This window comes from Blastopirellula marina DSM 3645, from assembly GCF_000153105.1.
Taxonomy (GTDB): domain Bacteria; phylum Planctomycetota; class Planctomycetia; order Pirellulales; family Pirellulaceae; genus Blastopirellula; species Blastopirellula marina.
In genome coordinates this window covers 1,177,644-1,190,723 of the sequence record NZ_CH672377.1, presented here as the reverse complement: position 1 = coordinate 1,190,723, position 13,080 = coordinate 1,177,644, and the positions used below count along the sequence as shown (strand labels likewise).

Below are 13,080 nucleotides of genomic sequence, written 5' to 3'. Positions count from 1 at the left end.
AAGTAGGTCATAGTGATCCGGTAGTCCCGTATGGAAGGGCTATCGCTCATCAGATAAAAGGTACTCCGGGGATAACAGGCTTATCGCATCCGAGCGTCCATAGCGGCGATGCGGTTTGGCACCTCGATGTCGGCTCATCACATCCTGGGGGTGAAGAAGCTCCCAAGGGTTCGGCTGTTCGCCGATTAAAGTGGTACGTGAGCTGGGTTCAGACCGTCGTGAGACAGGTCGGTCCCTATCTGCTGTGGGCGTACGAATTTTGAGGAGGTTCTTCTTTAGTACGAGAGGATTTGGAAGGACGACCCTCTGGTGTCCCAGTTGTCATGCCAGTGGCACGGCTGGATAGCTATGGTCGGAAAGGATAAACGCTGAAAGCATCTAAGCGTGAAGCCCGCTCCAAGATTAGAATTCGTAAGCACTTTAGTGCGAGAGTCCCCTGGAAGACGACCAGGTTGATAGGCTGGATGTGTAAGCACAGTAATGTGTTCAGCTAACCAGTACTAACGGACGAAAGCTTGACCACATATATTCAACGCTTTTCACTCGAGAAAAGCATTCTCTATACAAATACTTTGCCGCAGGTTCCAAGTTCAATCCGTTGAACGAGAACGAAGAAGCTTCAATGCTTCAGACCTGCGACAAATGGCCACTACGATGCGGACCGCTCAACACGGTCCGCCGTTTGCCATGAGTCATCAGGCTCGCGTCAGCCCTCACGTTGACGCAAGCCTTTTCCGGTGACCATATCGAAAAGGTCATACCTGTTCCCATTCCGAACACAGCCGTCAAGCTTTTCGAGCCGATGATAGTACCACAAGTGCGAAAGTAGGTATCGCCGGATTTTTTTACTACCCACAAAGCCCCAGCTCTAACCAGCTGGGGCTTTTTTTGTGCGCCTAGCCTGAATTTCGGTTCGCGACGCAAACGCTTGCCCGCTATACTCTTCGCATTACAACGACTTCGTCAGAGTTGAGTGTTGGATATGAGCAACGACGATCGATTTTCGGCCGAGGATCACTACTCCACGCGGCCCCCGAAGAAAAGTTCGGGCGCTGGGTGGATCTTTGGCGTCTCCGGTTGCGTGTTCTTTGCCGTTATGGCGCCTTTTCTGCTAGTCTGCGGCTGCTGCGGCGGACTTATGCAGTGGGCGATGAATGAGGAGGCGAATCAGATCGCCGCCGCGGTTCAAGGAGACGAAACCTTTCAGGCCGAGATCGGCGAAGTCTCTGCGAGCAGCATCAACTGGTCCGCTTCGATAGCGGCGGCCGATGAGGATGTCTTTGTGTATGACGTTTCTGGCGACAAGGGTAGCGGTCAGCTCCACGTTCACGAAAAGGGGGAGTGGCCCGAGAGAATCGTCTTGCATAAGGGGGACCAGCAATGGGATCTCGAGTTTGATCCTGAGGATCTGCAGGATCTCTCGCTCGATCCGGAACTGGTGGAAGCGATCGAAGACGATCCCACGATTCAAACCGAGATCGGCGGAATTATCCATTGTGACATGAACTTGTCGGCTTCCATCGAAGAAGAGGAGGCTGACGTTTTCGTCTATGACATTGTGGGTGAAAAGGGAAGCGGTAAGATTACGGTCGAGTTTGATGACGATGATAAAATCATCTGGGCCATGCTCGCCAAGGAGGGACGCATTATCGACTTGAAAATCTCGCCCTCCCGGTCGTCGCCAAAATCGAAAGAAGCGGCCACCGAGCCCGACGCGGAATGAACGCTGGTCGCGGTTTGCCTGGTCTGGCCGAAAATTTTGAATCGCGTCTTGCAAAATCGGACGATTCGCTCCGTCGGCGACACGGCGTCTATTACACGCCGCCAGTAGTCGCTGCGGCGATGATCCAAGCGGTCGATCATGGTTTAAAGTCGCAATTGGGTTTGCCGCTAGGTTTAGCGGACGATTCGCGGCGAAAGGGAACCGATGTCCCGCTGGTGTCGATCCTAGACCCGGCTTGCGGCGACGGCGTTTTTTTGGAAGCGGCGGTACGCCAGATCTACCAAAACTATCGATCCGCTGGAAACGAACCAAGCTGGCCTTCGGCTGTTCACTGCACGGTGCTGCCGCGATTGTTCGGTTGTGAGCTCTTTCCCGAAGCGGCGGCGGACGCCAAACAACGCTTGATTGAGACGTTGGCGGAGACCGGCGTGACCGACGTCACTGCGGAGGAGATTCAAATCCGCATTGGAGATGCGCTGGCGGAAAGCACCTGGTCTGCCGACGAGCATTTTTCGGTGATCGTCGGCAATCCGCCCTACTCGGCTGCGGCGGCGCTTCATGGAGAATGGATCAAATCGCTGATGACCGGTTCCGGCGATCCTTCACGCAACTACTACCAGGTTGCCGGAGAGCCGCTACGGGAGAAAAAATTGTGGCTGCATGACGACTACGTCCAATTTTTTCGACTCGCTCAGCGGCATCTCGACCGTAGCGGCGTCGGCATCCTGGCGTTTCTGACCAATCATGGCTATCTCGACAATCCGACCTTTCGCGGCATGCGGTGGGAGCTGCTCCGCGGTTTTGACCAGATCCACCTGGTCGACCTGCATGGCAACGTCAAGAAACGAGAGAAGAGCGAGACTGAGCCTGCCGACGAAAATCTCTTTGCCATCGAACAAGGAGTCGCAATCGGATTGTTCACCAAGACCAGCGCCTCATCCGAACTAGCGACTGTGCGCCGGGGCGATCTGTGGGGAACGCGCCCGACGAAACTCGCGCGACTCGCTGGCGAGCCATTGGAAGAAATAGCGGCCGACGAGCTCACCCCGTCGGCGCCTTATTACTTTTTCATGGCGCGCGACCAAACGCGAACCCGCGAATATGAGCGCGGCTTGCCGATCCTTGAACTCTTCGCCAAATATGCATCGGCGGTGGTGACGGCTCGCGACAAGATTGTGATCGACACCGATCGAGAGTCGCTGCTCGAGAGAATTGGACAGTTCCGCGACGTTCAACTGACAGACGACGAAATTCGGGTTCACTATTTTGCTCGCAGTCGCGGCGCCAAGTATCCGGCTGGGGAGACGCGTTCTTGGAAACTTGCCGCCGCTAGAGATTCATTGCGGGCCGACGAACATTGGCGCGAGCGACCGCAACGCGCGCTCTATCGTCCCTTTGATTATCGCTGGATCTATTGGACGCCGGAAATGATCGATTGGCCACGTCGCGAGATCATGGGCGCCCTTAACGAAACAGGGACGATTGCGCTGATCGTGCGGCGGCAGATGCCCACCGGGCAAGAATGCAACTATTTTGGCGTGACCGACGCGATCACGCTCGACGGCGTCCTGCGCAGTGATAATCGGGGGAACGAATCGATTTTGCCGCTCGCGATTGCCGCGAAAAATAACCTGCGCCATGAACTACTTGAAGTTCACCTGCAGCGCTGGCAGGCCGTTTGGTCCGATGTTCCCACTGGCCCGAAGCGTGCGATCGCGCCGCAGTGCGTTGCGGCGCTGCTGTACGCGCTGTTCCATGCGACCAGCTATCGAGAGCGATACGCCGACCAGTTGCGAATTGAATATCCGCGCCTCTTCTTTCCGCAGACATGGTCATTAGCCCAGCAGCTAACGCGGCTTGGCCAGCGCCTGATTGATGCGCATTTGTTGCGGGGGAAGTCGTTGTGCGAAGAAGATACGGCGCACTACGAGATTGGTCGCGGCTTTCCCAAATACATCGACGGCCAGATCTTCGTTTCCAAGGACCAGGTGATCGCGGAGGTGAGTCTCGACGTTTGGAAAGCCCGCTTCGGCGTTCATCAAGTGTTAGAGAAATGGCTGAAAGATCGTCGCGGGCAGAGATTGTCGTCTGCGGACGCGGCGACCTATCGGCAGATCATCGCCGCGGTGAAATTGACGATTCAGACGCGGCGCGAAATTGACGCCGCGTTAGAAAGCTGCGGCGGCTGGGCCGCCGCGATGGTCGATCGCGACGGCCGCACGCTCGGTTAGTCTTCTTCTTGCAGCTTCGAGAGGGACGCGACGTCTTCCAACGTCGACATGTCTCCCAGCGACTCTTTACCCGATGCGATATCACGTAACAAGCGTCGCATGATCTTACCGCTGCGGGTCTTGGGCAGCACCGCCGTAAAGCGAATGTCGTCCGGCACGGCCAGCGCGCCGATTTCTTTTCGCACGTGCAGCTTGAGCGCCGCTTTTAGTTCGTCCGAAGGCTCCGCGTCACGTAGCGTTACAAAGGCGGCGATCGCTTGCCCTTTGATATCGTGGGGACGGCCGACGACCGCTGATTCAGCGACGTTCGGATGCGTGATCAGAGCGCTTTCGACTTCGATCGTCGAGAGTCGATGCCCTGACACGTTGATCACGTCGTCGATGCGGCCCATGATCCAGTAATAGCCGTCGTCATCTAGTCGAGCGTTGTCGCCTGCCAAGTAACAGTTAGGAACGGTGCTCCAATACTGTTGCTTGTAGCGCGCCTCATCGCCCCAGATTCCGCGGAGCATGCCGGGCCAGGGGTGCGTGATGGTGAGCTTGCCCCCTTGGTTCTTCTCGCAGGGCTCGTTGTTTTCGTCAAAGATCCCCGGGATGACGCCGGGGAGCGGCTTGGTGCAACTGCCGGGTTTGGTGGGGATGGCGCCCGGCAGGGGAGACATCATGATCCCGCCGGTTTCGGTTTGCCACCAAGTGTCGACGATCGGGCAGCGACTAGCGCCGATCTTCTCGTGGTACCACATCCAGGCTTCCGGATTAATCCCTTCACCGACGGTTCCCAGCAGTCGTAGGCTGGAGATGTCATGTTTGTCGACCCACTCGTCGCCCCATTTGATGAAGGCGCGAATCGCGGTCGGTGCGGTGTAGAGGATCGTGACTTTGTACTTCTCGATCAGATTCCAGAAGCGGCCTTCATCCGGAAAATTCGGCGCGCCTTCGTACATCAAACACGTTGCGCCTGCCGACAACGGCCCATAGACGACATAGCTGTGACCGGTGATCCAGCCGCAGTCGGCGGTGCACCAATAGATGTCATCGTCGCGGTGATCGAAGACCCATTCAAACGTCTGCTTGGCGAACAAGTTGTAGCCAGCCGTCGTATGTTTGATCCCCTTCGGTTTGCCGGTTGATCCGCTGGTGTACAGGATGAACAGCGCCGTCTCGCTGTCGAATGGTTCCGCTGGGCAATCGTCGTTGACCGATTCGATCAGGTCGTGCCACCAAATGTCGCGGTCCGGCTGCATCTCGACATCGTTTCCGACCCGTTTCAATACGACGCACTTCTCGACGGTCGGCGACTTTTTGAGCGCCTCATCCACCGTCGCTTTCAGCGATAGTTCTTTGCCGCGGCGCCAGGCGCCGTCCGAAGTAAGAACCACGCGAGCGCTGGCGTCTTGATTGCGATCGGCGATCGCTTCGGCCGAGAATCCGGCGAAGATGACCGAGTGAATCGCGCCGATCCGAGCACACGCCAGCATTGCGATCGCCAGTTCCGGCGTCATCGGCATGTAGATCGAGACGACGTCCCCTTGTTGAATCCCCAGCTTCTTCAGCCCGTTGGCGAAGCGGCAGACTTCGCTGTGGAGCTCGGCATAGGTCAACGTACGCGTATCTCCAGGTTCCCCTTCCCAGATGATCGCAGGCTTATCACGCCGCGACGTCGACAAATGGCGGTCCAGGCAGTTGTACGAAGCGTTCGTTTTTCCGTCGACAAACCACTTGGCGAACGGTTCGTTCCATTCCAAGGTTTTGCGGTACGGCTCAAACCAGTGAAGCTCGGTCTTGGCGATTTTGTCCCAAAATGCGGGGGGATTCGCTTTCGCTTCGTCCCACATTTGCTGGTACTGCTCCAGCGAGCTAATGGAGGCTTTGGCCTGGAATTCCGGGGTAGGAGGGAACACACGGGCTTCATGCATCACATTGTCGATGCGACCGGTCGATTCATTTGCCATGGGCAGTCTTTCCGCGAGATTGCAGCATCTCTGAGTAGTAAACTAAGGGGAAGGAGCCGATTTTAGATGCGCTTTCTAGGGTAGTCAACGAACCTTAGGGAAGCGACGGATTTGGCGCACTCGGCGTGTCATCCAGCGGCTCTACCACTAGATTGCGAAAATAAAGCGGCGCCGGGCCCCCTCCAAGCCTGATCGGGCCTTCCAACTCGGTCGAAAATTCGTCCGAAATCGCCACGCGACGCCCATTGAGCCAGACGTCGATCTGATTGCGGCGCACATAGATCATCATTTGATTCCATTCGCCCCGCGGAGAATCGGCGCCGAGCGTCGGCTTGACGATTCGGCGGCAACCATCATAGATCGCGCCCGAAGCGCGACTGCCGTCTCCATCGCTATGTGCGTCACCGATGGCGATGCTCCGGCCTCCGGGCAGACCGATCTGCGTCGACGCGCAGGGCTCGCACTTCCATTGGAAGGATAACCGGCACGGCCCGAACGTTCGCTCGGTTTCGATTGGCTTGCCTGCTCCGTCGTACTGCAAAATGCCGAACGCCGCTTGCCAGTGGACGCCCATGTCTTGGGTCGCGAGATCGGCCAACGTTTCGCGATCCTGTGCGGTCAGCAGTTTTGCGTCACAGCAGACCGCGGGGCGCCAGCCTTGCAGGTCGCGCTCATTGAAGAGTCGCGTATGCGTCATTTTCGGCAGATTGTCTGCGTGGGTCGACAAACAGACCGTCGCCATCAACAGGACGATCGCAGTCGTCGAGCAGCGCAGTCGCGAGGCAAACTTGCCCAGTTGCCTTCGCGCGAAGGTTTTATTCAACGATCGATACCTGCGGTGGTTGATTGAAGCTGGCGTACGACTCGGCGATCGTCGCGGGGGCGATCTCCCCTTCGGTCAAATAGATCCGATAATTGACGTCCAGCGGCTGCTCTGGCGAGACGTCGGTCGCAAAGTACGACCCGAAGCGACCGTAGTCCCGTTCGCTGAAGCGAGCCGGTTTGGGATTGGTTGGACGATCGAGATAGCAGCTCGAATAGGTCTTGTCGAACGCTTCGAACACCAGCACGTTCCACGGCAGATCGACATGATCCTTTTGACCGGGCCAATTACGGAAACTGCCGGGCTTTCCTTTGCCGTCAGGGCGAATGTAGAACGTCTTTTTCGCGGTGTTATCCGGCACGAACTGCGTCGCGCGGAACTGGAAGCCTGCGTGCTGCGGATCGCCGTCCAGCTTCAAGTCAGCGACTTTACTGTGAAGTCGCGACGCGAATTCGATCAGGCGTCCTTCCGGCGTGCGGTAGACGGTCAGTTCGCGCTCTTCTACGGCGAACGCTTCGCCGTTGCGGCCGCGCCATTCAATTTGCAGCAGTTGACGGCCCAAGACGGGACCCGCTTCCGAATGCAGCACTTGAACATGGGCTTGCGACTCCCCCTTGCTGCAATGCCAAACGTCGGCGTTTTGCTGTTTGCCGTTGGCCGAATAGCTAATCCGATTGAAGCCGTAGAACAGGCCGCGATGATGCTGAAAAAGTCCGCCGGGGCCTTTGGTCAGCAGGTTTTCGCCGTCCATGTCAAAGACATGATGGTAGACCTTGAAAGTTTCATGACGACGCTCTGCCGATGAGTCGTCGAGCGTTTCATACATATAGCGCAACACCGGCTTGTCGCCGTCAAGCAGATCCAGCGACTTGCCGGGTTCGTCTTTCCAGCTGAATTGCTCGCCGCTGGCGCCGCCGCCAAAATCGACCGTCGCGGTCAGCTTGGCGCCTGCTTCCAATTTCGGTACTACAAACGTCAGCTCGCGTTCTTTCGCGGCGTCGGCACTGGACAACAGCCGGGGCGCAGTTAGTTGACCGGTCAGCTTGGTTCCGTCCGAAAGCGAAACGGTCGCAACCTGGGCGTCGCCAGCGTTCGCGGCAGGAACCGCGACGGTGACTGGGATATTGATTTCGGCTTGGTCCGCCGCGGTGATTTGCAGCTTCAGATTCGCGGCAAAGGCCGCGTCGCAGACGAGCAAGGTCAGCGCCAACGCAATCAGCGTGCGAAACATCTTGCAACCTTTCGGGGGGAGGGAGCGGGCGAGATAGTTCTTCCAGGTTAAGTTGCAGGCAAGATTTGTTCAACCTGGGCGGAGGTGCGCCTGCCGTTAGAAGGCACGCCATTGGAGGGGCTGCGATGGTTGGGGAGGTTTCGCGGAGACGATATTGCCGAGCCAGGGCCGAATTTCGCCACTTTTGGAGTCGTCGCGATACCGACGCTAGCCCATGGTAGGTTCTTACGCGATCGTCGCGTCAATGCCGCGGTCGACCCTCGTAGCGATTCCAGGATCCCAATGCCAGACAGTCCATCCAAGCAACTCGCTAGCATTCATCGCTTGATGATCGGCATCGCCGTCGCCGCGAACGTGGTTCAGTTCGCGACTTTCGGCAGCGCGATTTATGGCGAATCGATTTTCGTTCACGAAAAGGTTTGCCTTGTTGCTCTCTGGGCAGGCATGGCCCGGTGTTCGCTGACGGTGCGCACTTTGGGGATTGTTTCCGTCGGCACGGCGATCATCGCGATCTATGGTCCAATTCAACCTTGGACCAGCGATTTTTTTGCCGCGATGTTCGCCATCGCGACCGCATGCTTTGTGTGGGGCTACGCGTCGCGAATCGCGCTTGCGTTGAACGGATCGCGACCGAACAAGGTGCAAATCAGTATGAAAGACGCCGGACTCTCGATCCTGATCGTCTCGATGGGACTAGCGTTCGTCACGCGACGACTGGTGACCCCTAACTACGACTGGGGAACGTTCTTCGGAGACATCATAGCCAACGCGTTCCTCTTTCTGACGTTGTCCACCGCCAGCATTCCAGTGATCATCATCGCAACACAGCGCCGAGTCGATCAACATCTGCTTGCGCAGTTTGTCACACTCGGCGTCGCGCTACTGCTTGCCATGTGTCTGCAGATCGCCCAGGTAGACCGAGTGACGGTGACGGGAATCGGCATCCTGTCCGTGTCGCTCTTTCTCGATTCGACACTGCTGCGGCTGGTGCTGATCGGGAGCGAACGGAGCGGTGATGATCGTTCTGAGAAAAGCGAGATCCATTAAAAAATTGTCTCTTGACGAAGCGCACGGACTTGGCGTCGACTGCAAAAAGTAGGTTCCACCGAGCGGACCAATGGATGTGCGCGATTGCTGGAAAGTCGGCAAACGCTGCCGCTGTTCCACACTGCGGGCCCTACGAATGCAGTTCTTCTACGCGCTTTTCTGAAAGGCTTTTTCTATGCGACTCGCAAGAATGCATCAGCTCGTTGCCCAGTTAAAATCAACGTACGGGCTGCCGAAAAATGATGCTCCTCGGTGTAATCTAACGCCTGTCGACATGGCCGAAGCGCAGTGGCTCGGCTGCGTGCTGCTATTTCCAGAACGACTGGCCGACGATCCCTTGTCGGTCGACGATTTCAAACTCCGGCAGCATCGCGATTTGTACTCCGTATTCTTGCAACTGCAAACGAATGGCCACCAGTGCAGCGACCTTCCGCGGCTGTTCAAAGAGCTGCAAGCCTTGGGGTACGGCCTCAAACAAGCGGTGGTATTGGTGAAAGGAGTCATGGATCGCGGCGGCGAGATCGCCCATTTGGACCAATACGCTGCGATCATTCGCGAGCCGCAGGAAGAATCGCAGGCTGTTGCCGTGAATCCCGGTGAAGAAGAAATCGTTCGAGTCGACCTGACCGGCGGCAGCCCGTTTCAAGAGTTCACCACCGCGCAGTTGCTCGAAGAAGAACAGCCGCTCAAGTGGCTGTTACCCAACATGCTCGCGCAGAACGAACCGGCGGTGATCGTCGGGCCGAGCAAAAGCATGAAGACCTCGATCACCGTCGACCTGTGCGCGGCGTTTGCGAGCGGCGGGAAGTTTTTGGGGCAGTTTGCGGTCCAGCGCGCGTATCGCGTCGGCTACGTCAGCAGCACCCTTGAACGAAAATCGCTATTCGATCTTGCGCGGCGATGGAGCGATGCGAACGGCGCCGCGTCGAAGCCGCTCGATAATTTGTTCTGGGCGCTCTCGATCGATGACTCGACCGATCCAGCGAACTTGCCTCAATTGCGCGATTGGATCTCAAAGCATCAGTTAGAAGTTGTCGTGATCGATACGCTGCGGCTAACGTCGACGGGCAAGCGAACGCAGGCAGCGCAGCTGCGCGACTTGGTTCGCTGCTGCATGGACGCTGGCGCAACGCCGATTTTGTGTTGCCAGTCCTGCAAAGCGATCAAGTCAGGCACGTTGGAAGGAACCGGCGTCACCGACCATCTCGACTTCGCGCGGCAATGGATGTTGGTGCAGCGTCGCCAAAATTATCTGCCTGGCAGCGGACAACATCGGTTGCGCCTGACCCTCGGCGGTAACGCTGGTCAAGGCGGAGAATGGGGCGTCGATATTAATGAGGGCCGCTTGGAAGATCCGACCGGCAGAAGATGGAATGTCACGCTACGCGACGTCGATTCGCTGGTAGTCGAAACGGTCGCCTGCGAAGCGCAAGCTCTGGAACAGCGTCTGCGCGCGAAGATCCGCGTCACCATAGCGAACATCGAAGAAACGCGGGCCACCAAGTCCAAAATCCGCGATCACAGCGGAGTCAACGGCGCCAAATTCGCCGCCGCCTGGGATCGGCTGATCGCCAGCGGAGAGATCGAAGTGAGTCCGACCTACGACAGCAAAACGCAGTCCTACCCGACCTATCGCCTGAGCGATCGATCCAGCCCACCAGAAAAAAACGAAGCGGTCCGGTCCGGTCCCGAAGCTCACAGGGATGTAGGTTCCGCAGTGCGGACCAAAGGAAATGCGTAAGCGTGCGAGCGTTTTCGCAGGGCGATGGTCCGCTTCACGGGCCCTACCTTCCGCCGAGAAAATCGTAGGGTGGTAAAAAAATTGCGGCGGTCCGGTCCGATGGCCTCTCAGGACGCTCGGGCGGACTAGTCCTACGCTTCGGCGCCAACAAGGGATTGCAGCGCCGATTCGAGGAGCGCGGTCGTATCATCCGTGGCGAGCTCGTGTTCGTGCTGGGTGACATAGCGCTGGAACGGCGTTTCGTGCAGGGCGCAATTGCCGAAGCTGATTCCCATTGCTTGAGCCGCTTGCACCGCCGAGCTGTCGGGATGGACGGTGCGCAGTTGATGGACCGCTTCGAGAATTGGGACCGATTCGATATTCGGCGGGCTGTAACAGACCATATGTCCGAAGCGACGTTCGACGATCGTGCGGACGGCATGCGCGCCAAATTGTGTCGCCAAGACGCGATCAAATGTGGTCGGGGCTCCGCCGCGCTGCAGGTGTCCCAATACGACGGTGCGTGCTTCAAAGTGCAGTCGACGTTCGATCTCGGCGGCGATGATTTGTCCGATGCCGCCGAGTCGCGTTTGGCGATCCGATTTTTCGCTTTCTTGGGTGACCATCCCTTTGTCGGGCAGATGGGCGCCTTCGGCGACAACGATCAAGGTGAACTTCTTGCCTGCTTTGTACCGTTCGAGGATCTTTTCGCAGACGATGTCGAAGTTCCATTGGATTTCGGGGATCAAGATGACGTCGGCTCCGCCGCCGATTCCGCTATGGAGCGCGATCCAGCCTGCGTGTCGACCCATCACTTCCATCACCATGATCCGCTCGTGGCTCGCGGCGGTCGTTTGCAAACGATCGAGCGCTTCGGTTCCACATTCGACGGCGCTGTCAAATCCGAAAGTGAACGCCGTGGCCGAAAGATCGTTGTCGATCGTTTTCGGAACGCCGACGACCGGCAGACCATATTCGTGAAATTGTTGGGCGACGGCCAGCGAACCGTCGCCACCGATGCAAATCAAGCCGGAAAGCGAGAGCTGGTCAAAAGTGCCTTTGACTTTCTTCATGAGCTGGGGGCAAAGTTCGACGCGATCATTGATGCCGACGGTCGCAGCGAAACGGCCTTTATTGGTCGATCCCAGGATCGTGCCGCCGCGGCCGAGGATGCCGCGAGTATTTTCATCGTTCAGCGGTACGTATTGGACTGGATCGACCAGCCCCTCGTATCCTTTGAGAAAGCCGATGGTGTCAAATCCAAGTCGATTGGCGGTTTTGACCGCTCCCCGAATTACCGCGTTGAGTCCTGGACAATCGCCGCCCGAGGTGAGAATTCCGATTCGCTTCGCTTTGCTTGCCATGATGTTTTCGCTCGCCTTCGTTCGCGCATTGATTCAGGGGATGAATGCTGTGCAAATGTAGGTCGCAATTTAGGGAGAAATCGAGAAACTTTACTTGGCAGTTTGGAGCCCGGCGCGGTTATGCCGATTTTGCCGAAGAGACATCGTCGCCTATTGCTCTGCGAAAGCAGCGCCTGCAAACGGACTTTCGGGGAAGCGAAGGGGGACGATTGGACCGCGGTCGACTACGAGCGGCGCGTGAAGAAAGAACCCAGACCAAGTCGCGCGATCAGATAGAGGGCGCGAACGGCTTCGCGCCAGTTGATTTTCGAGTAACCCCGTTCGCGCTCGACATAGACATACGGGACTTCCTGAAAGGTCGCTCCTTGTCGACGAAGGCGCCACAAGATTTCTTCGAAGAACGAATAGCCCTTGGAAACGATCGAATCAAAGTCCAGTTGCCGGAGCGTCGCGACGCGATAACAGCGGAACGATCCGCTGCAATCATAGACCGGCAATCGCATTAACAGTCGCGTGTACAGATTGATGCCGCGACTCATAATTCGGCGATGCAGCGGCCAGCCTTCGACTCCGCCCCCGGCGATGTAGCGCGAACCGACGATGATGTCCGCGTCGGTCGAATGGGTGGCCGCGAGCAAGTCGACAATTTTTTTGGGCGTATGACTAAAATCAGCGTCGAGATTGACGAACAAATCATAGTTCCGCTCGATCCCATATTTCATCGCGGCCACAATCGCCGTGCCGAGACCAGCGCCGCGGGATCGATGCAGACTGCGAAATCGGGGCTGCTCGACCGAGAATTGTTGGCACCACTCGCCGGTTCCATCGGGGGAGTCGTCGTCGACCACCAAGATGTCGGCGTCGGGAACGGCCGACATTATCTCGGCGACCAAGAGCGGCAAGTTATCGATCTCATTGAACGTCGCGACCGCAATCAACACGGTAGGAGATGGTTGGCGGTCTGAGGACATGCGGAGAAAGAACAGAGC

The 13,080-nt window shown here is 57.4% G+C and carries 9 protein-coding genes, 1 rRNA gene and 1 other annotated feature (1 of these 11 cut by a window edge); of the genes, 5 read left to right on the top strand and 5 right to left on the bottom strand.

Features of this window, described 5'->3' with window-relative positions; all coding sequences use genetic code 11:
* Positions 1–523 (top strand) — a sequence feature (mutual gap in cmsearch alignment for this rRNA model is longer than 100); it begins 2,186 nt to the left of the window's first position.
* 210 nt (positions 524–733) lie between these two features.
* From rrf to DSM3645_RS23915, 3 genes are all read left to right on the top strand, one after another.
* Positions 734–841: ribosomal RNA gene (gene rrf, locus DSM3645_RS23925) — 5S ribosomal RNA — on the top strand.
* 141 nt (positions 842–982) lie between these two features.
* The gene (locus DSM3645_RS23920; protein ID WP_002655204.1) at positions 983–1,723 is read left to right on the top strand and encodes a hypothetical protein; all 741 of its coding nucleotides are present in this window, start codon (positions 983–985) and stop codon (positions 1,721–1,723) included.
* Entirely contained in the window at positions 1,720–3,954 is a 2,235-nt protein-coding gene (locus tag DSM3645_RS23915; protein WP_002655203.1) for a type ISP restriction/modification enzyme, read from the top strand. The genes DSM3645_RS23920 and DSM3645_RS23915 overlap by 4 nt, the downstream gene beginning before the upstream one ends.
* Here DSM3645_RS23915 and acs read toward each other — a convergent pair.
* The 3 genes from acs to DSM3645_RS23900 form a co-directional block, all read right to left on the bottom strand.
* Positions 3,951–5,906 (bottom strand): acetate--CoA ligase, encoded by a 1,956-nt coding sequence (acs, locus tag DSM3645_RS23910; RefSeq protein ID WP_002655202.1) that lies wholly within the window; start codon positions 5,904–5,906, stop codon positions 3,951–3,953. The two genes, DSM3645_RS23915 and acs, sit on opposite strands and share 4 nt — an antisense overlap.
* A gap of 94 nt (positions 5,907–6,000) precedes the next feature.
* Positions 6,001–6,729 carry a 3-keto-disaccharide hydrolase gene (locus DSM3645_RS23905; RefSeq protein WP_002655201.1) on the bottom strand — a complete coding sequence of 243 codons (729 nt, stop codon included), beginning with the start codon at positions 6,727–6,729 and terminating at the stop codon, positions 6,001–6,003.
* Complete coding sequence (locus tag DSM3645_RS23900; RefSeq protein WP_002655200.1) at positions 6,722–7,960, bottom strand: DUF6807 family protein; 1,239 nt, start codon at positions 7,958–7,960, stop codon at positions 6,722–6,724. The genes DSM3645_RS23905 and DSM3645_RS23900 overlap by 8 nt, the downstream gene beginning before the upstream one ends.
* Before the next feature lie 282 nt (positions 7,961–8,242).
* Between DSM3645_RS23900 and DSM3645_RS23895 the strand changes: the two genes are divergently transcribed.
* Together DSM3645_RS23895 and DSM3645_RS23890 are read left to right on the top strand one after the other, a co-directional pair.
* Positions 8,243–9,007, top strand: coding sequence for a hypothetical protein (locus DSM3645_RS23895; RefSeq protein WP_002655199.1), 765 nt, complete (start codon positions 8,243–8,245; stop codon positions 9,005–9,007).
* Positions 9,008–9,197: 190 nt separating this feature from the next.
* Positions 9,198–10,748, top strand: coding sequence for an AAA family ATPase (locus tag DSM3645_RS23890; RefSeq protein ID WP_002655198.1), 1,551 nt, complete (start codon positions 9,198–9,200; stop codon positions 10,746–10,748).
* A 131-nt stretch (positions 10,749–10,879) separates the two neighbouring features.
* On the opposite strand, the gene DSM3645_RS23885 is transcribed toward DSM3645_RS23890, so the two are convergent.
* Positions 10,880–12,091: a 6-phosphofructokinase gene (locus DSM3645_RS23885; protein ID WP_002655197.1), complete on the bottom strand. Its 1,212-nt coding sequence runs from the start codon at positions 12,089–12,091 to the stop codon at positions 10,880–10,882.
* Positions 12,092–12,315: 224 nt separating this feature from the next.
* Positions 12,316–13,062 carry a polyprenol monophosphomannose synthase gene (locus DSM3645_RS23880; protein WP_040352972.1) on the bottom strand — a complete coding sequence of 249 codons (747 nt, stop codon included), beginning with the start codon at positions 13,060–13,062 and terminating at the stop codon, positions 12,316–12,318.
* Between the last annotated feature and the right edge of the window lie 18 nt (positions 13,063–13,080).